Genomic DNA, 23,451 nt, shown 5'->3' with positions numbered 1-23,451 from the left:
GCGATGCACTCCGCGGCAATCAGCCACCGGCGCTCACACCAGCAGCACCAGCCGCTCCAGGATCAGCACCGCGAAGAAGCCGATGCCGGCGATCACAGTCCGCTTGATGAGCAGGATGCCGCGGCGACGCCAGATCGGCTGTCGGGTGCCGATGTAGACGGCGAAGCACAGCAGGCCGGCGGCCAGCAGCAGCGCGAAGACGAGACGGAAGACCAGCACCTTCAGCGACCCGCCGCGCTCACCACGCCGGCGCCAGCTCGGCGAAGCCCACCGGCGCCTCGCGCTCGTCCTCGAAGGTGACGATCTCGTAGGCCTCGGCGTCCGACAGCAGCTCGCGCAGCAGCAGGTTGTTCAGCGCGTGCCCGCCCTTGAACGAGGTGTACGCCGCCAGCAGCGGATGTCCCACGACCTGCATGTCGCCGATCGCGTCCAGGATCTTGTGCTTCACGAACTCGTCGTCGTAGCGCAGGCCCTCGGCGTTCAGCACGCGGTAGTCGTCGACGACGATCGCGTTGTCCATGCTGCCGCCCAGCGTCAGGCCGCGCGAACGCATCAGCTCGATGTCCTTGGTCATGCCGAAGGTGCGCGCCCGCGCGATCTCGCGCTTGTACTGGCCGCTGCCCATGTCGAACACGTACTGCTGCCCCGTCGCCGACACCGCCGGGTTGTCGAACTCGATCTGGAAGCTCAGCGTGTAGCCGTGGTGCGGCGTCAGCTTCGCCCACATCAGGCTCTTGCCCTCGCCCTTGCGCACCTCCACGGGCTTCTTCACCCGCAGGAACTGCTTGGGCGCGTTCTGCAGCTCGATGCCCGCCGACTGCAGCAGGAAGACGTAGCTCGCCGCCGAGCCGTCCAGCACCGGGACCTCGTCCGCGTTGATGTCGATCAGCAGGTTGTCCAGCCCCAGCCCGGCGCAGGCCGACAGCAGATGCTCGATCGTCTGCACCTTGGGCAGGCCCGGATCGCCCTGCGGGCTGATCGTCGTGGCCATGCGCGTGTCGCAGACGCTGTGCGTGTTCACCGGGATGTCGACCGGCTGGGCCAGGTCGACGCGCCGGAACACGATGCCGGTGCCCGGCGCCGCCGGCCGCAGCGTGATCTCCACCTTCTGGCCGCTGTGGATGCCGACCCCGACCGCGCGGGTCAGCGATTTGATGGTGCGTTGCTTGATCATGAGGCGCATTGTCCCAAAACGGGGTCAACCCTGCTGGGCACTGGCCTGGATCACGGCCACGTGGTCGGCCACCGCCACCGGCAGCCGCAAGGTCACCACCGTGCCGTGCCCCGGGCTGCTGTCGACCCGCAAGGAGCCACCCAGCACCTTCGCGCGCCGCTGCAGCCCGCGCAACCCGCGGCCCTGCGCGATCGAGGCGACATCGAAGCCCTCGCCGTCGTCCTCGACGCGGATCTCGACGCGCTTGCCGAGGTCGCGCGTGACCACCCGCACCCGCGACGCCCGCGCATGCTTGAGCGCGTTCGTCAGCGCCTCCTGCATCAGCCGCAGCACGTGCAGCGCATCGGGCGGCTCCAGCCACTCCAGCGGCGGCAGGTCGTGCACGTCCCATTCGAGCTTGAGCCCGCCCAGCTGCAACCGCTTGCCCAGCCGGTAGCGCATCGTCGCCAGCAGCGACACGATGTCGTGGCCCACCGGCTCCAGCGAGTCGATCACCAGCCGGAGATCGTCCACGCACTCGCGCAGCACGGTCACGACCTGCTCCTGCGGCATCGTGCCCTGCTCCACCGCCACCATCGCCGACAGCAGCGACGAACCCAGCCCGTCGTGCATGTCCTGCATGATCCGCTGCCGCTCCAGCAGCAGCGCCTGCTGGCGCTCGACCTCGCGCAGCTTGTCGTGCTGCGCGCTCAGCTCGATGCTCTGCTCCTGCAGCCGCTGGGCGAGTTCCCCGTTGGCGCGCTCCACGCCGCGCAGCGCCTCGATGTAGCGGAACTGCACCGCGTACAGGAAGCTCGCCAGGATCACCAGCGTCGCGAAGGGCATCAGGTAGATGTGCTCCGGCCACCACCAGCCCGCGAGCAGGCCCAGGTCGTGCACGCCCAGCGCGACGCCGATCACCAGCGCGCCCGCCATCACACGCAGCTCGCGCGTGCCCTGGCGCCAGGCCACGCTGGCGACGAACCCCGTGCCCGCCAGGCCGACGACCGCGTTGCAGATATGCAGCAGCACCAGGGCGTCGAAACCGTTGCCCCACAGCGGCACCGACGACAGGCTGGAGATCAGGACGAAGAGCGCAACGCCCTTCTCGAAGCGGGCGAAACGCTGCCGCGCGAACCGCAGCGCGAAGAGGAAGGTCAGCAGCATCACCCACGACATCGACGCGTGCGTGACCCACCAGAACCATTCGAGCGCGTCGCGCGTGCGCGGCAGGTCCAGGTGGTAGTGCAGGTTGCGAACCAGCCACGCGACGGTGGCCAGCGAGAACAGCAGGTAGGAGGAATCCTCGCGGCGCTTGATCCACAGCACGAGCGCGAACAGTCCCAGCGTCACCAGCGTCAGCCCGGTCGCCTGAGGCACGCCGATCTGCAGCACCCAGCGCCGGTCATGGCGCGGCTCCAGGTCCTCGCGCGCGCCCAGCCACACGCTGGACACCGAGTAGTAGCCGGACTGCATCACCGGCACCGCGATGACGACCTCGATCTCGCGCGCCTGCTGGATCTCGGTCAGCGCGGCCGGCAGCACCACCCACAGCGGCCGCACCCATTGCTCGCGCGCGCCGGACTGGTTGTCGAAGACAGGCCGCCAGCCGTCGTCGGTCTTCACCAGCACCGCCGCCGCCAGCGCCACCAGCCGCGGCATGTAGAGCGCGACGCTGGTCGGCCAGCGGCCGTTCGGCGCGGCGTAGCGGACGCGGTACCAGCGCATCTGGAAGCGCGCATCGCCGGTGTTGCTGGTGGCGTCGCGCTGCTGCACCTCGGGCAGCTCGACCCGCTGCCACGCCGTCGGATCCGCCGGCGGCAACAACCCCTGCGGCAGCGCGCCGTCCGCGCCGTCCATGACGCGCAGCGCGCGCCACCAGGCCTTCAGCTGATCCGGCGTCCAGTCGCTGGTGGCGACCTCCGCCGCGATCGCGCGCTGCGCGCCGGCGGGCGGAGCGACCTCGGGCACCGGCCGCGCCGGTCCGAGCGGCGACGCCTGCAGGACCTGCGCATGCGGTGCCGCGCCGGTCGCATGCGCGGGCTGACCGCCCTGCGCGCGCCCCACGTCGGGCGCCAGCGCGAACAGCGCCAGCACCAGGCTGGCCAGCAGCGCGATCAGCAGCGGCGTGGACGGACGTCGCACCCACGCTCGCGCCCGAGGCGCGCGCGCGGCCGACGACGTTTCCCCAACCTCACCCTGGACCATGCATCCGCTCTGTCTTGTGATCGCGCGCCAGTGTGCCGAAGTTCACAGTCCGGGACGAGCCTTGAATTGCAACAAAGGCCCCTTGAATGCGGGCGCCCAGCAGCTGCCGCAGCCACCGGTTGGGATGCACCGCTAGGCGCAAACCGCAGCCATAGCCCAGCTATGGCGAGGATTTGCAACGACGCGGGGCGCCCAACTGGCGGCTGTGGCGGCTGCTGGGACGAAAAAGGCCGTGGCCCTTGCGGGACACGGCCTTGAAGCTGATGGCGTTCGAGGGAGGTCGGTCTCAGTCCGCCTGCTTGCGCAGGAAGGCCGGGATCTCGATCTCGTCCATGCCGTTGGACGACAGCGCCTCGACCTTGGCCGCGGCGGTGCGGCCATGGCGCCAGACGCTGGGCACGCTCATGCCGCCGAAGTCGGAGGCCGACATCGGCGCAGCGGCCGGCGAACCCTGCGCGGCGGCCGAACCCGGCATCACCACCGGCTGCGTCAGCACCGGCATGTTGTCGGTGCCGGTGCGCAGCTGCGGCTGCTGCACGACCAGCTGCGGCTGCTGGCGCGCCGCGGCGCGCTGGCTCAGGCCGGTCGCGATCACGGTGACGCGCAGCTGGTCACCCAGCGATTCGTCGTAGGCCGTGCCGTAGATGATGTGCGCGTCTTCAGCGGCGTAGCGCTTGATCGCGGTCATCGCGTTGCGGCTCTCGGCCAGCTTGAAGTTGTTGCGGCTCGCCGCGATCAGCACCAGCACGCCGCGTGCGCCGGACAGATCGATGCCTTCCAGCAGCGGGCAGGCGACGGCGCCTTCCGCGGCCTTGGACGCGCGGTCCGGACCGGCCGCCACGGCCGTGCCCATCATCGCCTTGCCCGGCTCGCTCATCACGGTCTTCACGTCTTCGAAGTCGACGTTGACCAGACCCGGCATGTGGATGATGTCGGAGATACCGCCGACCGCGTTCTTCAGCACGTCGTTGGCGTGCGCGAAGGCCTGGTCCTGGGTGACGTCGTCGCCCAGCACTTCCAGCAGCTTGTCGTTCAGCACGACGATCAGCGAGTCCACGTTGGCCTCGAGTTCCTGCAGGCCCAGGTCCGCGGCCTTGCCGCGGCGGTTGCCTTCGAACTCGAACGGCTTGGTGACCACGCCGACGGTCAGGATGCCCATTTCCTTGGCCACGCGGGCGATCACGGGCGCCGCGCCGGTGCCGGTCCCGCCGCCCATGCCGGCGGTGATGAACAGCATGTGCGCGCCGGTGATGGATTCGCGGATGCGCGCCTCGGCTTCCTCGGCGGCGGTTTTGCCGACCTCGGGTTTCGCGCCGGCGCCCAGGCCGGTATGGCCCAGTTGCAGGAGTTGATCGGCCTTGGAGCGATTCAGGGCTTGGGCATCCGTGTTGGCCACGATGAATTCCACGCCCTGGACACCTTGGCTGATCATGTGCTCGACCGCGTTGCCGCCGCCGCCGCCCACGCCGATCACCTTGATCTGGGTGCCTTGATCAAACTCTTCGATCATCTCGATCGCCATATCAAACCTCCTGTCCATATTGTGCAGTTGCCATCAGCAAAATAGAAGTGGGATCCACCCTTTTTTAGGGGGCAAAACCCTCAAACGTCGTAAAGAAAGCGTGAGCCGGTCAGTGCCAGCTTCTTAGAAATTCCCCAGGAACCAGTCCTTGGCGCGACCGAACAAGGTCTTCACGGACCCCGCCTGCTGCGCCGCCTTGAATCCCCGTGTGCGCGACAGCCGCGCTTCCTCCAACAATCCCATCACGGTGGCCGAACGGGGATTCGCCACCATGTCGAACAACGCGCCGTTGTAGGTCGGATTTCCCCGACGTACCGGTTTCAGGAAAATATCCTCGGCCAGTTCCACCATCCCCGGCATCACCGAGGACCCGCCCGACAGGACGATTCCCGACGACAGCAGCTCTTCATAGCCGGATTCCCGGATGACCTGGTGGACCAGCGAGAAGATTTCCTCGACCCGAGGTTCGATGACCCCGGCCAAAGCCTGCTTGGAGAGCATGCGGGGTGCCCGGTCGCCCAAACCCGGCACTTCCACCTGATCCGACGGATCCGCCAGCAATTGCTTGGCCACGCCGTGCTCGACCTTGATTTCCTCCGCATCCTTGGTCGGGGTGCGCAGCGCCATCGCGATATCGCTGGTAATCAGGTCGCCGGCGATCGGAATCACCGCGGTATGGCGGATGGAACCGCCGGTGAAAATCGCCACGTCGGTGGTGCCGGCGCCGATGTCGACCAGCGCCACGCCCAGGTCGCGCTCGTCGGAAGTTAGTGCTGCCAAACTGGAAGCGCTAGGATTCAGGACGAGTTGCTCGACCTCCAGCCCGCAGCGGCGCACGCACTTGACGATGTTCTCTGCGGCGCTCTGGGCGCCGGTCACGATGTGGACCTTGACCTCCAGGCGGCCGCCGCTCATGCCGATCGGCTCTTTCACCTCATGGCCGTCGATGACGAATTCCTGCGGCTCCACCAAAAGCAGGCGCTGGTCGTTCGGGATATTGATGGCCTTGGCGGTTTCCACCACCCGGGCGACATCCACCGGCGTGACTTCCTTGTCCCGCACGATGACCATCCCGGTCGAGTTCTGGCCGCGGATATGACTGCCGGTAATCCCGGTATAAACCCTCGAGATCCGGCAGTCGGCCATCATTTCGGCCTCTTTCAGGGCCTGCTGGATGGACTGGACGGTGGCGTCGATATTGACCACGACGCCGCGCTTGAGACCGTGACTCGGCGCGACGCCCAGACCGGCGATGCGCAATTGGCCGTCCCCCATCACCTCGGCCACCACCGCCATGATCTTGGCGGTGCCGATGTCCAACCCGACGACCAAATCCTTGTATTCCTTGGCCATGCCTGTCCTCAATTCTTCTTGGCGCCCTTGGGCGCAGTGGTAACCGTCGTCACGCCCGCGAGCCGGACCGCATATCCGGATTCGTGGCGGAGGTCCGCCGATACCAGCGCGGTGCGGTAGCGGGCGGTGATCTGGGGAATGCTGGCGATGAATTGGCCATACCGGGCGACGACCTCGGCCTCGCTGCCGCGGCCGAGTTCCACGACGGCGCCCTTTTCCAGGGTGGCCTTCCAGGAGCCGCGACCCGACAAATCCAGCCGGGCGACGCCCTCGTCCAGTTTTCCGTGGGTCAGCGGATCGAGTTGCCGCCACATCGCCAGCATCGCCGCCGAGGATTTGGCGGGACCGGCCAGCGTGGGCAGGTCCTCGTCCTCGACGTCGCCGAGATTGGCCTCGAAAACCTCGCCGAAACTGTTGACCAGCCGGGTATCGACGACCGCCTCGCTGTCGGCGTCGGCGTTGTCGGCCTTGGTTTCCCAGTAGGCGGCGGGCCGGTGCTCCTCGAGCGCGACGATCAGGTGCAGCGGCCAGACGCGGCGCACCGTGGCGTGACGCACCCAGGGCACCGCCTCGAAGGCGGCGCGCGCCTGCTGCAGGTTCATCGTCAGGAAATTGCCGCTCAGCCGGGGCAGCGCGTTCGCGCGCAGCGACGCGCTGCTGTTGCGGCTCACGTCGCCCTCGACCGTGATCGACTTGATCGAGAACGCCGGTTGTCTCGCCAGCCAATGCAGACCCACCGCCCCCGCGGCCAGCGCCACGATGGCCAGCAGCAGGCCGGCCACGCCGTTCATCACGCGGATGTCCGGCGGCAGCGGGCTGGCGGTGTGGGTGAAGGTGGCGCCCATGGCGGTGGCTCGGGGTCTCGTGCGCGTGTCTGCGGGGTCGTCGAGGGCCGACTCAGGCCTGGCTGTCCAGCCGCGATTGCGACAGGAGATACAGGCACAGCTTCGGATAGGAGATGCCAACGGCGGCGGCCGCCTTCGGCACCAGGGAATGGGAGGTCATGCCCGGCGAGGTATTGATCTCCAGCAGGAACAGCTGACCGTCGGACTTGCGGCGCATCACGTCGACGCGGCCCCAGCCGCGCGCGCCCAGCGAACGGTAGGCGGCGAGGACCAGGTCCTGCACGCGGGCCTGCTCGTCGGCCGGCAACTGACCGACCAGATACTGGGTCGTGTCGGTGAAGTACTTGTTCTGGTAGTCGTAGTTGCCGCCCTCGGCGCGGATCTCGATGACCGGCAGCGCGATCGCGTCGGCGCCCTCGCCCAGCACCGGGCAGGTCAGCTCGGCGCCGTCGACGAATTCCTCGCACAACACTTCGGCGTCGTACTTCGCGGCGAGTTCGACGGCTTCCTGCATGTCGGAATAGCCCATCACCTTGCTCGCCCCGATGGAGGACCCCTCGTGCGGCGGCTTGACGAAGATCGGCAGGCCGAGCTCATCCGGCACGACGCGGACGCGCTCGCGCTGCAGCTCGCCGCGCTTGAGGCTGACCCAGCGCGGCGTCGACAACTTGTCGGCCAGCCAGACGCGCTTGGTGGTGATCTTGTCCATCGCGATGGCCGAGGCCATCACGCCGGAACCGGTGTACGGGATGCCCATCAGTTCGAGCGCGCCCTGCACCGTGCCGTCCTCGCCGTGGCGGCCGTGCAGCGCGATGAAGGCGCGCTGGAACCCTTCGGCTTTCAGCTCGAGCAGGTTGCGCTGGCCCGGGTCGAAGGCATGCGCGTCGACGCCTTCCGACTGCAGCGCGGCCAGCACGCCGCTGCCCGACATCAGCGAGACCTCGCGTTCGGCGGAGTCGCCGCCGAAAAGCACGGCGACCTTGCCGAGCGACTTCGCATCGATGCGATCGATGGCCAGGTGCTGATACAGCGCGGACGGCGCCGAAGGTGCCGAGGAGTTGTTGAGGTCCGTGGTCATGCGCGGCCTCCCTTCGTCATGAGTTCAACGGTGCGCGCGGGGACGGCGGCGATCGAGCCGGCCCCCATCACGATCACCACATCGCCGGCGCGCGCCTGGTGGGCGATCGCCTGCGGCAGTCCCTGCCAGTCGCCGACGAAGCCCGCCGCGGTGCCGCGGTCGGTCACCGCGCGCGCCAGGCTTTCGCCGCTGATGCCGGGCAGCGGGGACTCGCTGGCGGCATAGATCTCGGTCAGCAGCACGCCGTCGGCCTGCGCCAGGACGTCGGCGAATTCCTCGAAGCAGTCGCGGGTGCGCGTGTAGCGGTGCGGCTGGAAGGCCAGCACCAGCCGGCGGCCCGGGTACGCGCCGCGCGCGGCCTTCAGCACGGCCTGCATCTCGACGGGGTGATGGCCATAGTCGTCGATGAGCAGTGCGGTGCCAGTGCCTGCCGCGTCGGCCGATGCCGCATCGGCGCTCGCCCCTGCGTTCATCACCGGCAGCTCGCCGTAGGACTGGAAGCGACGGCCCACGCCGCCGAAGTTCGCCAGGCCTTGCAACAGCGCGGCGTCGTCGACGCCCAGCTCCATCGCCATCGCGATCACCGACAACGCGTTCAGCACGTTGTGCTGGCCGTTCAGGCGCAGCAGCACCTTCAGCGGCGGCAGCTCACGGCCCTGGCGATCGCGACGCATCGCGACGAAGCGCATGCCGCCGCCCGCCTCGGCCGCGACGTCGGTCGCGCGCACGGCGTTGCCGTCTTCGAGTCCGTACAGGATCACCGGCCGCGACAGCATCGGCACGATGCTGCGCACGCCCGCGTCGTCGCCGCACAGCACCGCCGCGCCCCAGAAGGGCATCCGGTGCAGGAAGTCGACGAAGGCCTGACGCAGACGGGCCATGTCGTGCCCGTAGGTGTCCATGTGGTCGGCGTCGATGTTGGTGACGATCGCCAGCTGCGGCAGCAGGTGCAGGAAGGAGGCGTCGGATTCGTCCGCCTCGACGACCATGTGCAGCCCGCCGCCCAGTGCCGCGTTGGCGCCCGCGGCCAGCAGCTGTCCGCCGATCGCGTAGCTCGGATCAAGTCCCGCCTGCTGCATCACCGTCGTCAGCAGCGAGGTCGTCGTCGTCTTGCCGTGCGTGCCGGCGACGGCGATGCCCAGGCGCGGGCGCATCAGCTCGGCCAGCATCTGCGCGCGCAGCAGCACCGGGATGCCGTGCTGGTGGGCGGCCATCAGCTCGGGGTTGTCGGCCTTGATCGCGCTGGACTTCACCAGCACCTGCGCCGCGCCGACGTGCTCGGCCGCGTGGCCGATCATCACGTCGACACCGAGCGTGCGCAGGCGGCGCGTGGTGTCGCTCTCGCCCTGGTCGGAGCCGCTGACGCGGTAACCCTGTGCCGCCAGCAGTTCGGCGATGCCGCTCATGCCGGCACCGCCGATGCCGGTGAAGTGGATGCGCTGGAGGGCGTGTTTCATGCGCGCGCTCCATGGGTGGACTTGGCGTCCCGTGCATTCACGAGCGCTTCCAGCTCGTCGGCCACGCGGCCTGCCGCGCGCGGACGCGCCAGCGAGCGTGCCTTGGACGCCATCGCCAGCCAGTGTTCGCGCGGCTGCTGCAGCAGGTCGAACAGCGCCTGAGCGCTCAGCTCGCCCTGCGGCAGGTGCGTGCCGGCACCGTGCTGCGCCATGTACTGCGCGTTGTCGCGCTGGTGCGAGGTCGTGCTGACGACCAGCGGCACCAGGAGACTGGCGACACCGGCGGCGCACAGCTCGGACACCGTCACCGCGCCGGCGCGGCAGATCACCACGTCGGCGTCGGCCAGGCGCTGCGCCATGTCGTTGATGAAGGGAACGACTTCAGCCTGCACGCCGGCCTTCGCGTAGGCGGCCTGCACGAGCGGGAAGTTCGCCTCACCCGTCTGGTGCGTGACCAGTGGGCGCTGATGCTCGTCCCACAGCGCGAGCGTCTGCGGCAGCACGTCGTTGATCGCGCGCGCGCCCAGCGAGCCGCCGACCACGAGCACCTTCAACGGGCCGGTGCGATCGGCGAAGCGCAGCTCGGGCGCGGGCAGGTCCTCGATCTCGACGCGGACCGGATTGCCGGTGACGACGCTCTTCTTCTGCTGCGCGGCGGCGAGGCCGTCGAAGCCGAAGGCGATCTTCTTCGCGACCGGCGCCAGCGCCTTGTTGGACAGCAGCAGCGCCGCGTCGGCGTTCACCAGCATCAGCGGACGGCGCATCACCCAGGCCATCAGGCCGCCGGGGAAGCAGACGTAGCCGCCCATGCCGAGCACCGCGTCGGCCTTGCGCGCGCTGAAGACGTGCGCGCTCTGGCCGAGCGCCTTGAACATGCGCACGACGCCCAGCAGCGAATGCTTCAGGCCCTTGCCGCGCAGGCCGGCGAAGGACAGGCGGTCCATCGGCAGTCCGGATGGAGGCACGAGCTTGTTCTCCATGCCCGCCTCGGTGCCGAGCCAGGACACGGTCCAGCCGCGGCGCTGCATCTCCGCAGCGACGGCCAGTCCCGGAATCACATGACCGCCGGTACCGGCTGCCATCACGACGAGGTGACGCGTGCTCATGCGCGGCCCCCTCGCATCAGTTGTCTGTTCTCGATATCGATTCGCAAGCAGATCGCCAGTGCCACGCAGTTGAGGACGGTGGCCGAGCCGCCGTAGCTCATCAGCGGCAGCGTCAGACCCTTGGTCGGCAGCGCGCCGAGGTTGACGCCCATGTTGATGAAGGCCTGACCGCCCATCCAGATGCCGATGCCCTGCGCATAGAGACCGGCGAAGACGCGATCCAGCGCGACGGCCTGGCGGCCGATGTGGAACAGCCGGCGCGACAGCCAGAAGAACGCGAAGATCACGATGGCCACGCCGATGAAGCCGAGCTCCTCGCCGATGACGGCGAGCAGGAAGTCGGTGTGGGCCTCGGGCAGGTAATGCAGCTTCTCGAGGCTGGAGCCCAGGCCCTGGCCGAAGAACTCGCCGCGGCCGAAGGCGATCAGCGAATGCGTCAGCTGGTAGGCCTTGCCCTGCGCGTACTTCTCGTCCCACGGGTTCAGGTAGGCGAAGATCCGTTCGCGGCGGAAGTCGCTGAAGGTGATCATCAGCACGAAGGCGCCGATCAGCACCGCGACGCTGAGGAAGAACATGCGGCCGTTGACGCCGCCCAGGAACAGGATGCCCATCGCGATGGCCGCGATGACCATGAAGGCGCCCATGTCCGGCTCGGCCAGCAGCAGCATGCCGGTGAAGGCCAGCGCGGCGGCCATCGGCCACACGGCGCGGACGAAGTTCTCCTTCACCTCCATCTTGCGGACCATGTAGTTGGCCGCGTACATCGCGATGGCCAGCTTGGCCAGCTCGGAGGGCTGGAAGTTCATGACGCCCAGCGGCAGCCAGCGGCGCGCGCCGTTGACGCCCTTGCCGACGTGCGGGATCAGCACGATCATCAGCAGCGCCAGCGCGACGACGAAGAGCTTGGGCGCGTGACGTTCCCAGAAGCTCACCGGCACCATCACGGTGATCCAGCCGGCCAGCAGGCCGATCACGATGAACAGGCTCTGACGCACGAAGAAGTGCATCGGCTGGTACTTCGCGAACTTGGGGTTGTCCGGCAGCGCGATGGACGCCGAATAGACCATCAGCAGGCCCAGCGCCAGCAGCGCCAGCACCACCCAGATCAGCGTCAGGTCGAAGCCGAGCAGACGCGTGGGCTGGCCGGCCGAGGTGGACACCCAGTCGCGCACCGGCACGTCGACGCTGCCCGCGCCGCCGGCGCCCGCGGCGGACGGACGGCGCGAGGCCAGCGCGCGGACGCGCTCGCTGATGGTCTCGAAGAAGGACGTGGCGCTCATCCGATGAGGCCCTCGTCTTCCGCCATCTCGCGCACGGTGGCGATGAACACCTCGGCGCGATGGGCGTAATTGCGGAACATGTCCAGGCTGGCGCAGGCCGGGCTCAGCAGCACGCTGTCACCGGATTGCGCCTGCGCGAGCGACCAGTGCGCCGCCGCCTCGAGCGAGTCGTGGCGATGCATCACCACGCCGCAGTCCTGCAGCGCGGCTTCGATCTGCGGCGCGTCGCGGCCGATCAGCGCCACCGCGCGGGCATGCAGCGCGATCGGCGTGGCCAGCGGGGAGAAGTCCTGCCCCTTGCCGTCGCCGCCCAGGATCATCACCAGCTTGGCCGGCGCACGGTCGGCGCCCAGGCCCATCACGGCGGCGACGGTCGCGCCGACGTTGGTGCCCTTGGAGTCGTCGTAGAAATCGACGCCCTTGATCGAGGTGACGAACTCGACGCGGTGCGGCTCGCCGTGGTACTCGCGCAGGCCATGCAGCATCGGCGCCAGCGGGCAGTCGATGGACGTGGCGAGCGCCAGCGCCGCCAGCGCATTCGCGGCGTTGTGGCGGCCGCGCACGCGCAGCGCGTCGGCGGGCATCAGGCGCTGGATGATGAGTTCTTCCTCGTCATCCTTGCGGCGCTTCAGGCCCTTGAGTTCTTCTTCCTGTTCACGGGCACGGACCAGCCACGCCATGCCGTTCTCGACCAGCAGACCGAAATCGCCCGGACGGCGCGGTGCGTCGAGGCCGAAGCGGACGACGTTGCGTTCCACGACTTTCGCCGGGCGGCCGCGGCCTTGCTTCACCGTGATCGGCGCGGGCACCAGCGCTTCGACCTCCGGGTCGTCGCGGTTGATCACCAGCACGCCGTGCTCGCCGAAGACGCGGCCCTTGGCGCGCGCGTAGGCCGGCATGTCGCCGTGCCAATCCAGGTGGTCTTGCGTGATGTTCAGCACCGCGCCGGCGCTCGGCTCGAAGCCCTTCACGCCGTCCAGCTGGAAGCTCGACAGCTCCAGCACCCAGACCTGCGGCAGCACCTCGAACTCGGCCGGCTTGGGCGGTGGCGGCTTGATCGGCAGCGGTTGTTCGTCGAGCAGCTCGGCCACGGTCTCCAGCGCGGTGCGGTCATCGGTCGATGCCTGCGCAGCAGCGGACTGCGCCGCAGGTTCAACCGATTCAACCGATTCAACGGACTCGGCGGCCTCGACAGCCTCGACCGGCACGGTGGAATCGGCGGTGTCGGCCGGCTCGATCTCGTTCGCGTCAAAGGACTCCAGCAGCACGTCGGCATTCGGCACCTCGGGCACGTCGCCGACGTCCTCGATGGCCACGGTCGTGCCGGACTCCACCGACACCACGGACTCCACGGCCAGGTCGACGACGGCTTCATCCGCGGCGTCGGCCGCATCGGCCTCGGCGGCGATGTCGGCGGCGACCTCGTCCTCCTTCGGCTGCGGCATCGGCTCCCTGTCGAGCGCGTCGCTCAGGGTCCCCAGCAGCGTCGGACCGATGTTGCCCGCCATCGCGACGCGGCGGCCGGCGCGCTCGACCAGCAGTGCGGTCATGCTGGTCGTCGTCGTCTTGCCGTTGGTGCCGGTGATCGCCAGCACGCCCGGTTCGTAGCGATAGAGCGTCTTGAGTTCCGCCAGCGCCTGCGCGAACAGCTCCAGCTCGCCGCGCACGCGCAGGCCGATCTCCTCGGCGCGCTCGAACAGCGGCTTCAGCCGCGCGTCCAGCGGCGACAGGCCGGGGCTCTTCAGCAGCACCCAGCTGTGGTCGATCGTGGCCAGCAGTGCCGGCGAGAACCCGCCGTGCTCGAACGCGGCCTCCGGCAGGCGCTCGCGCAGCGCGGCCAGTTGCGGCGGCTGCTCGCGACTGTCCCAGACGGTGACGCGCGCGCCCAGGCGCGCGGCCCAGGCCGCCATCGCGAGCCCGGAATCGCCCAGGCCCAGCACGAACGCGTGCCGGTCCTGGAAGAGCGCCGGGAAGTGGAGGGAGGACATCGTCGTTCCGTTCCCGCTCAACGCAGCTTCAGGCTGGCCAGGCCGACCAGGCACAGCAGCATGGTGATGATCCAGAACCGGATGACGACCTGCGTCTCCTTCCAGCCCGACTTCTCGAAGTGGTGGTGCAGCGGCGCCATCTTGAAGATGCGCCGCCCTTCCCCGTACTTCTTCTTCGTGTACTTGAACCAGGTCACCTGCAGCATCACCGACAGCACCTCGGCGACGAAGACGCCGCCCATGATGCCGAGCACGATCTCCTGGCGCGTGATCACGGCCAGGGTGCCCAGGCCGCCGCCCAGCGCCAGCGCGCCCACGTCGCCCATGAACACCTGCGCCGGATGCGCGTTGAACCACAGGAAGGCCAGCCCGGCGCCCGCCAGCGCGGCGCAGAAGATCAGCAACTCGCCAGCGCCCGGGATGTAGGGGAACAGCAGGTAGCGGCTGTAGACCGACGAGCCGGTCACGTAGGCGAAGACGCCCAGCGCCGAGCCCACCATCACCACCGGCATGATCGCCAGGCCATCCAGGCCGTCGGTGAAGTTCACCGCGTTGCTGGTGCCGACGATGACCAGGTAGGACAGGCCGATGAAGCCGAACACGCCCAGCGGATAGCTGATCGACTTGAAGAACGGCAGCATCAGGTCGGCCTTGGGCGGCAGCTCGGTCGAGAAGCCGCTCGTGACCCAGCGGAAGAACAGCTGCACGACGCCGAGGAAGCTGGTCTCCGACACGCTGAACGCGAGATAGATCGCCGCGATCAGGCCGATGATCGACTGCCACATGAACTTCTCGCGGCTGCGCATGCCCTCGGGGTCCTTGTTGACCACCTTGCGGTAGTCGTCGACCCAGCCGACCAGGCCGAAGCCCATGGTCACCAGCATCACCACCCAGACGAAGCGGTTGGACCAGTCGAACCACAGCAGCGTGGACACGCCGATGCCGATCAGCACCAGCACCCCGCCCATCGTCGGCGTGCCGCTCTTGGCCAGATGCTGCTGCACGCCGTACTCGCGGATCGGCTGGCCGATCTTGAGCTCGGTCAGGCGGCGGATCACCCACGGGCCGAAGGCCAGGCCGATCAGCAGCGCCGTCAGCGCCGCCATCACCGCGCGGAAGGTGATGTAGTTGAAGACGCGGAGGAACCCGAGTTCAGAGTAATTGGCCTGCAGCCATTGGGCCAGACTAAGCAGCATGGGGGTCTCCTGGGCCGCCGGACTGCAAGGCGGCCACGATCTGTTCCATCTTCATGAAGCGCGAACCCTTGACGAGGATGTTCTGCACTTGCGGCGCGTCCTTCAGCGCGCCGATCAATTCGGCGACGGTGTCGAACGCGCGAGCGCCCGCGCCGTAGGCGGTCGCGGCGTCGCGCGCGGCGGCGCCGGCGGTCCACAGCGCGGCCAGACCCTGGTCGGCGGCGTGCGCGCCGACTTCCTCGTGGAAGGCAGGCCCCTGCTCGCCCACTTCGCCCATGTCGCCGAGGATCAGCCACGACGCGCCCGGCAGCTCGGCCAGGACGTCGATGGCGGCGCGGACGCTGTCGGGGTTGGCGTTGTAGCTGTCGTCGATCAGCGTGATGCGACGGCCCTGCCACACCGCCGTCTGCAGTGCGGAGCGGCCCTTCACGGCCTTGAACGACTGCAGTCCGTCGCGGATCGCCGCGAGTGGCGCGCCCGCGGCCAGCGTGCAGGCCGCGGCGGCCAGCGCGTTGCGGACGTTGTGTTGCCCGGCCATCGCCAGCGCGACCGGGATGGATCCGGCGGGGGTGAGGATCTCGATCGCCCAATGACCCGCACCGCCGGCACCGCCCGCACCGCCCGCACCACTGGCGAGGGCAGCGGCGACGCTCGCGTCGGTCGGCGCGACCCACTGCGCGCGGCCCATCACGTCGGCCTGGCCTTGCAGCGCGAAGGTCAGCGTCGCGCGGCCCACGGCCTGCGACTGCCACACCGGCGCGCACGGGTCTTCAGCGGGGAACACCGCGACCCCGGCCGTGCCGAGCGCGCCCATCACGGCGCCGTTCTCGCGCGCGACCGCCTCGACGGTGTGCATGAACTCCTGGTGCTCGCGCTGCGCGTTGTTCACCAGCGCCACCGTCGGCTGCGTCATCGCGGCCAGCGGCGCGATCTCGCCGGGGTGGTTCATGCCGAGCTCGACCACCGCCGCGCGATGCCACGCGGCCTCGTTCTGGCGCAGGCGCAGCAGCGTCAGCGGCACGCCGATCTCGTTGTTGAAGTTGCCTTCGGTCGCGAGCATCGCCGCGTCGCCCAGCCAGGCGCGCAGGATGGACGCGATCATCTGCGTCACCGTCGTCTTGCCGTTGCTGCCGGTGACGGCGATCACCGGCAGGTGATGCTGTTCGCGCCAGGCTTGCGAGAGCAGCCCCAGCGCGGCCTTCGCGTCGGGCACGAGCAGGCCCGGCAGCTCAGCCTCGGCCAGGCCGCGTTCGGCGATGGCCGCGGCGGCACCGGAAGTCTTCGCCTGCGCGAGGAAATCGTTCGCGTCGAATCGCTCGCCGCGCAGCGCGACGAACAGGTCGCCCGCGCGCAGCGAGCGGGTGTCGGTGTGCACGCGCAGCAGCGGCGTCGAAGGCTCGCCCACGAGCGTCGCGGCGGGCAGCAGCGGCGACAGCAGTTCGAAGGCGCGACCGAGCGTCATCATCGGCGCACCCGGCACAGCCGAAGCGGCTGCACTGGCAGTGATCGGCGTTGCGTCGCTCACAGCCCCGCCCTTTCAATCAGCGCGGCGCGCGCCGCCTGCACGTCGGAGAACGCGCGGCGTTCGCCGTGGATTTCCTGGTAGTCCTCATGGCCCTTGCCGGCGACCAGCACGACATCGCGGGCGCCCGCCTGATCGACGGCGCGCGAGATCGCCTCGGCGCGGTCCGCGATCACTTCACGCGCGACACCGGCGGGCAGGCCAGCTTCGATGTCAGCGAGGATCTTCAGCGGATCCTCGGTGCGCGGGTTGTCGCTGGTCAGCAAGACGTGCGCGGCCAAGCGCGCGGCGATCGCCCCCATCAACGGACGCTTGGTCGGATCGCGGTCACCACCGCAGCCGAACACGACGCGCAGCTCACCGCCGCGCGCGGCGGCCAGCGGCTGCAGTGCGCTCAGCGCCTTGTCCAGCGCATCGGGCGTGTGGGCGTAATCGACCACCAGTTGCGGCAGCTCGCGGCCACTGCCCACGCGCTGCATGCGGCCCGGCACCGGCGTCACCAGCGCGGCGACGCGCGCGATGTCTTCGAGCCCATGGCCCAGCGCCCGCAGACCGGCGATCACGCCGAGCAGGTTGGACACGTTGTAGTCGCCGATGAGGCCGGTCTGCACCGGCACCGACGTGGCGCCCTCACGCAGCGTGAACGCGAGACCGCTCGCGTCATGACGCAGGTCGACGGCGCTGAGGCGCGCATCGGCACGGTCGAGTCCGTAGGTCCACACGTCGAGCTTGCCGGCGGCGCTCAGCTCGGCGGCGAGCTCGACGCCCTTCGGATCGTCGAGGTTCAGCACCGCGGCCTTCAGGCCGTCCCAGTCGAACAGCTTGCGCTTGGCCACCCAGTAGGCGTCCATGCCGCCGTGGTAGTCCAGGTGGTCCTGCGTGAAGTTGGTGAACAGCGCGACCTGGATCGTGGTGCCGCTCAGCCGGTGCTCCTCGATGCCGATCGAGGAGGCTTCGATCGCGCATGCGCCATAACCGTCGTCGGCCATGCGCTTGAAGGCTTCCTGCAGACGGACCGGGTCCGGCGTCGTCAGGCCGGTGGCTTCGATCGACGCGTTGGTCGTGGCACCGGGCACCGGCGGCTGGCCGACACCCAGCGTGCCGATCACGCCGCAGCGCGATCCCAGCAGCGTCAGCGCCTGCGCGATCCACCAGGCGCTCGACGTCTTGCCGTTCGTGCCGGTGACCGCGAGGACGTTCAGGCGCTTGCTCGGTTCGCCGTAGAACGCCGACGCGATGCGGCCGCAGTTCAGCTTCAGATCGGGCAGCGACGCGATGCGCGCGTCGGTGAAGCCGTACTCGGCCGCGCCGGCGTGTTCGACCAGCGCCGTCGCTGCGCCGGCCGCCAGGGCGCCGGCAACGAACTGCCGCGCGTCCTTGGCATAACCCGGCCACGCGATGAACGCGTCGCCCGCGCCCACGGCGCGGCTGTCCGTGCGCAGCTGGCCGCTGGGCGTCCATTCCTGCAGCCAGCGGGCGGCGGCTTCGGGGGATTTCAGATGCATCAACATGGTTCGTGCCCGCTCAGAAACTCTCGTCGACGGCCTGCAGCCGTTGCTGCGCCACGATCTGCGGCTTCACGTCGAGGTCCGGCGCCTCGCCCAGCAATCTGAGCGTCTGCGCCACGACCTGGCTGAAGACCGGCCCCGCCACGGCACCGCCGAAGTACTGGCCGTTCTTCGGCTCGTCGACCATCACCGCCACGATGATGCGCGGCTTGGAAATCGGTGCGATGCCCACGAACCACGAGCGGTATTTGTGGCTCGCGTAGCCCTTGCCTTCCTGCTTGTGCGCCGTGCCGGACTTGCCGCCGACGCTGTAGCCGGGGACCATCGCCTGCGGCGCGGTGCCGCCCGGGCCGGCCGCCATCTGCAGCATCCCGCGAATGTCCGCGGCGACCTTGGGGCTGAAGACCTTGATGCCGTTCACCGGCTGATCGGCCGGGTGCTTGGTCATCGTGATCGGGATGATGTCGCCGTCGCGCGCGAACACCGTGTACGCACGCGCCAGCTGCAGCAGCGACGCGGACAGGCCATAGCCGTAGCTCATCGTCGCCTGCTCGATCGGGCGCCAGCTCTTCCACGGACGCAGCTTGCCGGTCACCGCGCCGGGGAAGTCGATCTGCGGCCGCTGGCCCAGGCCGATCGCGGTGAACATCTCGTGCATCTCGCGCGGCTGCATCATCAGCGCCATCCGCGCGGCGCCGATGTTGCTCGACTTCTGGATCACCTGCGTCACGGTGAGGTCGCCGTGCGGATGCGCGTCGGTCGGCGACCAGCCGGAGATGACCACGCTGCGCGGACCGGTGCTCAGCAGCGTGTCGGGCCGCACGCGGCCGGTCTCCAGCGCCAGCGCGGTGGTGAACGGCTTCATCGTCGAGCCGGGCTCGAAGACGTCGGTCAGCGCGCGGTTGCGCAGCTGCTCGCCGGACAGGTTCTGCCGGTGGCCGGGGTCGTAGCTGGGGAAGTTGGCCAGCGCGAGGATCTCGCCGGTGTGCGCGTCCAGCACCACCACCGAGCCCGCCTTGGCGTTGTTCTCGGCCACCGCGTCGCGCACGCGCTGGTAGGCGAAGAACTGCACCTTCGCGTCGATCGACAGCTCGATGTCCTTGCCGTTGGTCTCGGGCACGCGCTCGCCGATGTCCTCGACGACACGGCCCAGCCGGTCGCGCACGACCGAGCGCGAGCCGTCACGGCCCTGCAGGTCCTTCTGGAACGCGAGCTCGATGCCTTCCTGGCCCTGCTCCTCGATGTTGGTGAAGCCGACGATGTGCGCGGCGGCCTCGCCCTCGGGGTACTGGCGCTTGTATTCGCGGTCCTGGAACACGCCCTTCAGGCCGAGTTCCTTGATCTTGCGGGCGGTCTCGTCGTCGGCCTGGCGGCGCAGGAAGACGAAACGGTTGGCGGGGTCGAGGCGCTTGTCGAGCTCCGAGCGCGACATGTCGAGCAGCTTGGCGAGCTGGCGGCGCTTGTCGGGATCGGTATCGACCTCCTTCGGGAACGCCCAGATCGACGGCACGGCCACGCTGGCCGCCAGCACCTGGCCGCTGCGGTCGCTGATCTTGCCGCGGCTGGCGGGCAGCTCCATCTTGTGGGCGTAGCGGGCCTCACCCTGGCGCTGGAAGAAATCCTCGCCGATCAGCTGGATGTAGGCCGCGCGCGCCAGCAGGCCGGTGAACGCGAGGCCCACCAGCGCGACCAGGAAACGCGAGCGCCACGGCGGCGTCTTCGACGCCAGCAGCGGGCTGCTCGAATAGCTGACGCCGCGCGTCGAGCCGTTTCTGGCGGCACTTCTGGAAACGTTACGCGAGGCATTGCGGGCGCTGTTGCCCAGTTTCTTGCGGAGCTTGCCGATCATCGGGCCGCTCCTTGAGTTCCAGCTTGCGCCGCGGCTTGCGGACGTCCGCGCACGCCGCTGGCCTCGATCGCCGGCGCATCGGGGTTGAAGGTGATCGCCGGCGAGATCGGGCGCATCTTCAGGCGCTCGCGCGCGACCTGCTCGACGCGCAGGTTGGTCGCCTGCGCCTGTCGGTCGGCCATCAGCTTCTGGTAGTCGGCCTCGAGCCGGCGGCCCTCGGTCTGCGCGCGGTCGAGTTCGGTGAACAGCCGGCGCGAGTCATAGGCGCTGCGCACCATGTAGACGCCGGAGACGAGCACCGCGACGATCAGCAGCAGGTTCAGGCGACCGATCATCGGCGACCGCCCTTCTTGCGCTTGCCGGTGTCTGCCGGCACGGGAGGCGGCAGCGGGGCGTCGGTGCGCTCGGCCACGCGCAGGATCGACGAGCGCGCGCGCGGATTGGCCGCGACCTCGGCCTCGCTCGGCTTGATGCGCGCGATGGCCCGCAGCGGCTGCGGCTTGGGCTCGGCGAAGGGGCGCGGCGGTCGAACACTTCCTTGCTGTGTTCGGCGATGAAGTTCTTGACGATGCGGTCTTCCAGCGAATGGAAGCTGATCACCGCCAGCCGGCCGCCCGGCTTGAGCTTGGCCAGCGCGGCGTTCAGCCCCTGCTGCAGCTCTTCAAGCTCGGCGTTGACGAATATCCGTAGAGCCTGAAATGTGCGCGTCGAAGGGTCCTTGCCCGGTTCGCGGGTTTTGACTGCACCAGCCACGACTTGGGAAAGCTCGGCGGTCGTTCGAACAGGGCGCCCGCCTTCCCGGCGAGCCACAAGCGCCTTTGCAATCGGGAGAGCAAACCGTTCTTCACCATAGTCGCGGATCACCTGTGCAAGTTGGTCCACCTCCGCGCGGGCGATGAAGTCCGCGGCGCTTTCGCCCCGCGTCGTGTCCATGCGCATGTCGAGGGGACCGTCGAAGCGGAAGCTGAAGCCGCGCTCCGGGTTGTCGATCTGCGGGCTGGACACGCCCAGGTCCAGCAGGATGCCGTCGACCTGGTCGACGCCCAGCGCGTCGAGCTGCGCGGCCATGTCGGCGAACGCGCTGTGGCAGATGTGGAAACGCGGGTCGTCGACCCGCGTTGGTCCGAACGTCGCGGCCGCGACCGCCTCCGGGTCGCGGTCGATGCCGATCAACCGCCCCTTCTCCCCCAGCCTCGACAGCAGCAGGCGCGAGTGGCCGCCGCGTCCGAAGGTGCCGTCGACATAGATGCCGTCGGGGGTCGTGAACGCGCCGTCCACCGTCTCGTGCAGCAGCACGGTCGTGTGGGTGAAGGCGGGGGCGGCGGAGGAAGGGGACTGCTCGCTCATGTCGGTCAGAAGCTGAAGTCCTGGAGCACGGCCGGCATCTCGGACTGCATGACGGCGGCCTCATGGGCGGCGTAGGCCTGCGCGTCCCACAGCTCGAAGTGGCTGCCCATGCCGAGCAGCATCGTGTCCTTCTGCAGGCCCGCGGCGGAGCGCAGCTCGGGGGCGATCAGGACGCGGGCGGCCGCGTCGATCTCGACGTCCTGGGCGTTGCCGAGGAACACGCGCTTCCAGCCGGCCGCCGACATCGGCAGCGCGGCGACCTTGTCGCGGAACTGTTCCCAGGCAGGACGGGGGAAGACCATCAGGCAGCCTTCGGGGTGCTTGGTCAGCGTGAGCTGGCCGCCACACAGCGCCTGCAGGACCTCGCGATGCCGAGCAGGGACGGTCAAGCGCCCCTTGGCGTCCAACGCCAAGGCACTCGCCCCCTGAAACACGACATTCGCCACTTTGCCCCACCGGATTGCACTTTCTCCCACTTTAATGGCGAGATGTATCCCGGTCAAGGAAATCTGGCGTTTTTCCCAATCAAATCAATTACTTAGCTCCCATTTTCAAGCCAGCTCATGAAATAAAAGTCGTTAAGAATGAAGGACTTAAGGACTGCTGTGCAAGTGATGGATCAACTCGAGCCGGTCGCCGTGCCCCCCTGAAACCAGGACAGCCGGATCCGGGCGGTCGCACCGATGTGGGCGCCGACCGCCCGCCGTCCCCCTTCGGATCGGCCTGGAACCGCCCGGAATCGCCCAGAAGTGTCGGAAAAGTGGGAGCAATGCAAAAGCCCGGCAGAGCCGGGCTTTCGCGAAGGGAGCGGTTCGAGCGGTGCTGATCGAACTCAGGGCGCGACCGCGGACGCCGCCGGTGTGGCCGACGATTCGCCCTTGCGCGCCTCGGCGGCGCCCTGCCACCACTGCGGCGTCGGCCCCGGCTGCTCGATCGCCAGCGGGGAACCGATCACCGGCGTCACCAGTTCCACATTGCGCAGGCGAGCCAGCGCGCTGATGCGCTCGAACGGATCCTGCCAGCGGTGCATCGCGAGGTCGAAGGTGCCGTTGTGGATCGGCAGCAGGCGCTTGCCCTTCAGGTCGACGTGCGCCTGCATCGTCTGCTCGGGCTGCATGTGGACATAGGGCCAGCGCGGGTCGTAGGCGCCGGTCTCCATCAGCGTCAGGTCGAAGGGGCCGAAACGCTCGCCGATCGCCTTGAAGCCGTCGAAGTAGCCGGTGTCGCCGCTGAAGAACACGCGCAGGTCGTCGTCGATCAGCACCCACGAGGCCCACAGCGTCGAGTTGCGGTCACTCAGGCTGCGGCCGGAGAAATGCTGCGCCGGCGTCGCCGTCAGCTGCACGCCCGCGATCGACGTGCCCTGCCACCAGTCGAACTGCTGCACCTTCGCCGCGGGGACGCCCCAGTCGATCAGGCGCTGCCCGACGCCCAGCGGCGTCACGAAATGGCGCACCTTGGGTGCCAGCGCCAGCACGGTGTCGTGGTCGAGGTGGTCGTAGTGGTCGTGCGACAGGATCACGGCCTCGATCTCCGGCAGCTCGTCGAGCGCGATCGGCGGCGCATGGAAGCGCTTCGGGCCCATGAACGAGAACGGCGACGCACGCTCGGAGAACACCGGGTCCGTCAGCCAGAAGCGGCCGCGCAACTTCAGCAGCACCGTCGAGTGGCCGAGGCGGAACAGCGTCCGGTCGGGCGCGGCCAGCAGCTGGGCCTTGGTCAGCGCCTGCACCTCGATGGGCGCGTCCGGCGCGGTGCCGGCGGGCTTGTGGAACATGAAGTCCCACATGATGCCCATCGTCTTCCAGAAGCCCTGCTCGGGCTCCACGGCCGGGTTGTGGAACTGGCCCTTCGCCCATTGGGGCGACTGCTCGAGGGCGGGCTGGGTGCCCTCCGGCGCGGGGGAGGAAACCCCGTTCGAGGGCACCACGGCGGGCGAGGACATCACGCGGGAAGCGGTCATGGCAAGGGCTCCAACAATCAGGACGGCGGCGACGCCGCTCAGGGCAGTGAGCGAGCGCGGCATCAGCGCGCGGGCA

At 69.0% G+C, this 23,451-nt stretch carries 18 protein-coding genes and 1 pseudogene; all 19 read right to left on the bottom strand.

The genetic code is table 11. The features are described from left to right. Positions 1–33 precede the first annotated feature (33 nt). The 19 genes and pseudogenes from ACQ859_RS08590 to ACQ859_RS08500 all read right to left on the bottom strand — a co-directional run bounded on the left by ACQ859_RS08590 (position 34) and on the right by ACQ859_RS08500 (position 23,357). Complete coding sequence (locus tag ACQ859_RS08590) at positions 34–219, bottom strand: hypothetical protein (protein ID WP_431265429.1); 186 nt, start codon at positions 217–219, stop codon at positions 34–36. 19 nt (positions 220–238) lie between these two features. Continuing rightward, positions 239–1,174, bottom strand: coding sequence for a UDP-3-O-acyl-N-acetylglucosamine deacetylase (gene lpxC / locus ACQ859_RS08585; protein ID WP_431265428.1), 936 nt, complete (start codon positions 1,172–1,174; stop codon positions 239–241). Positions 1,175–1,198: 24 nt separating this feature from the next. Next, positions 1,199–3,298 carry an ATP-binding protein gene (locus ACQ859_RS08580; RefSeq protein WP_431265427.1) on the bottom strand — a complete coding sequence of 700 codons (2,100 nt, stop codon included), beginning with the start codon at positions 3,296–3,298 and terminating at the stop codon, positions 1,199–1,201. Positions 3,299–3,647: 349 nt separating this feature from the next. Beyond that, positions 3,648–4,883 (bottom strand): cell division protein FtsZ, encoded by a 1,236-nt coding sequence (gene ftsZ, locus ACQ859_RS08575; protein WP_088406129.1) that lies wholly within the window; start codon positions 4,881–4,883, stop codon positions 3,648–3,650. Between the two features lie 123 nt (positions 4,884–5,006). Further along, positions 5,007–6,236 (bottom strand): cell division protein FtsA, encoded by a 1,230-nt coding sequence (gene ftsA, locus ACQ859_RS08570; RefSeq protein ID WP_431258925.1) that lies wholly within the window; start codon positions 6,234–6,236, stop codon positions 5,007–5,009. Between the two features lie 8 nt (positions 6,237–6,244). Beyond that, positions 6,245–7,081, bottom strand: a complete 837-nt coding sequence (locus ACQ859_RS08565; protein WP_431258926.1) for a cell division protein FtsQ/DivIB — start codon at positions 7,079–7,081, stop codon at positions 6,245–6,247. A 52-nt stretch (positions 7,082–7,133) separates the two neighbouring features. Continuing rightward, positions 7,134–8,159, bottom strand: coding sequence for a D-alanine--D-alanine ligase (locus ACQ859_RS08560; protein ID WP_431265426.1), 1,026 nt, complete (start codon positions 8,157–8,159; stop codon positions 7,134–7,136). Further along, complete coding sequence (gene murC / locus ACQ859_RS08555) at positions 8,156–9,616, bottom strand: UDP-N-acetylmuramate--L-alanine ligase (protein ID WP_431265425.1); 1,461 nt, start codon at positions 9,614–9,616, stop codon at positions 8,156–8,158. Before murC ends, ACQ859_RS08560 begins: the two co-directional genes overlap by 4 nt. Continuing rightward, entirely contained in the window at positions 9,613–10,722 is a 1,110-nt protein-coding gene (gene murG / locus ACQ859_RS08550) for an undecaprenyldiphospho-muramoylpentapeptide beta-N-acetylglucosaminyltransferase (protein ID WP_431265424.1), read from the bottom strand. Before murG ends, murC begins: the two co-directional genes overlap by 4 nt. After that, positions 10,719–12,002: a putative lipid II flippase FtsW gene (gene ftsW, locus ACQ859_RS08545; protein ID WP_431265423.1), complete on the bottom strand. Its 1,284-nt coding sequence runs from the start codon at positions 12,000–12,002 to the stop codon at positions 10,719–10,721. Before ftsW ends, murG begins: the two co-directional genes overlap by 4 nt. Next, positions 11,999–13,990 (bottom strand): UDP-N-acetylmuramoyl-L-alanine--D-glutamate ligase, encoded by a 1,992-nt coding sequence (gene murD / locus ACQ859_RS08540; RefSeq protein ID WP_431265422.1) that lies wholly within the window; start codon positions 13,988–13,990, stop codon positions 11,999–12,001. Before murD ends, ftsW begins: the two co-directional genes overlap by 4 nt. A 17-nt stretch (positions 13,991–14,007) precedes the next feature. Next, entirely contained in the window at positions 14,008–15,186 is a 1,179-nt protein-coding gene (gene mraY / locus ACQ859_RS08535; RefSeq protein WP_067276945.1) for a phospho-N-acetylmuramoyl-pentapeptide-transferase, read from the bottom strand. Continuing rightward, positions 15,176–16,648, bottom strand: a complete 1,473-nt coding sequence (locus ACQ859_RS08530; protein ID WP_431266495.1) for a UDP-N-acetylmuramoyl-tripeptide--D-alanyl-D-alanine ligase — start codon at positions 16,646–16,648, stop codon at positions 15,176–15,178. Before ACQ859_RS08530 ends, mraY begins: the two co-directional genes overlap by 11 nt. Positions 16,649–16,707: 59 nt before the next feature. Continuing rightward, the gene (locus tag ACQ859_RS08525) at positions 16,708–18,219 is read right to left on the bottom strand and encodes a UDP-N-acetylmuramoyl-L-alanyl-D-glutamate--2,6-diaminopimelate ligase (RefSeq protein WP_431265421.1); all 1,512 of its coding nucleotides are present in this window, start codon (positions 18,217–18,219) and stop codon (positions 16,708–16,710) included. Between the two features lie 13 nt (positions 18,220–18,232). Further along, positions 18,233–20,065, bottom strand: a complete 1,833-nt coding sequence (locus ACQ859_RS08520) for a peptidoglycan D,D-transpeptidase FtsI family protein (protein WP_431265420.1) — start codon at positions 20,063–20,065, stop codon at positions 18,233–18,235. Continuing rightward, the gene (gene ftsL, locus ACQ859_RS08515; protein WP_431265419.1) at positions 20,062–20,400 is read right to left on the bottom strand and encodes a cell division protein FtsL; all 339 of its coding nucleotides are present in this window, start codon (positions 20,398–20,400) and stop codon (positions 20,062–20,064) included. Before ftsL ends, ACQ859_RS08520 begins: the two co-directional genes overlap by 4 nt. Then, positions 20,397–21,412 (bottom strand): annotated as a pseudogene (gene rsmH, locus ACQ859_RS08510) (16S rRNA (cytosine(1402)-N(4))-methyltransferase RsmH). Before rsmH ends, ftsL begins: the two are co-directional and overlap by 4 nt. A 5-nt stretch (positions 21,413–21,417) precedes the next feature. Next, the gene (gene mraZ / locus ACQ859_RS08505; protein ID WP_431265418.1) at positions 21,418–21,846 is read right to left on the bottom strand and encodes a division/cell wall cluster transcriptional repressor MraZ; all 429 of its coding nucleotides are present in this window, start codon (positions 21,844–21,846) and stop codon (positions 21,418–21,420) included. Between the two features lie 398 nt (positions 21,847–22,244). Next, positions 22,245–23,357 (bottom strand): MBL fold metallo-hydrolase, encoded by a 1,113-nt coding sequence (locus ACQ859_RS08500; RefSeq protein WP_431266494.1) that lies wholly within the window; start codon positions 23,355–23,357, stop codon positions 22,245–22,247. Between the last annotated feature and the right edge of the window lie 94 nt (positions 23,358–23,451).

This window comes from Roseateles chitinivorans (assembly GCF_050632235.1).
Classification (GTDB): domain Bacteria; phylum Pseudomonadota; class Gammaproteobacteria; order Burkholderiales; family Burkholderiaceae_C; genus Roseateles; species Roseateles chitinivorans_A.
This window is presented reverse-complemented; position numbering and strand designations above follow the sequence as displayed.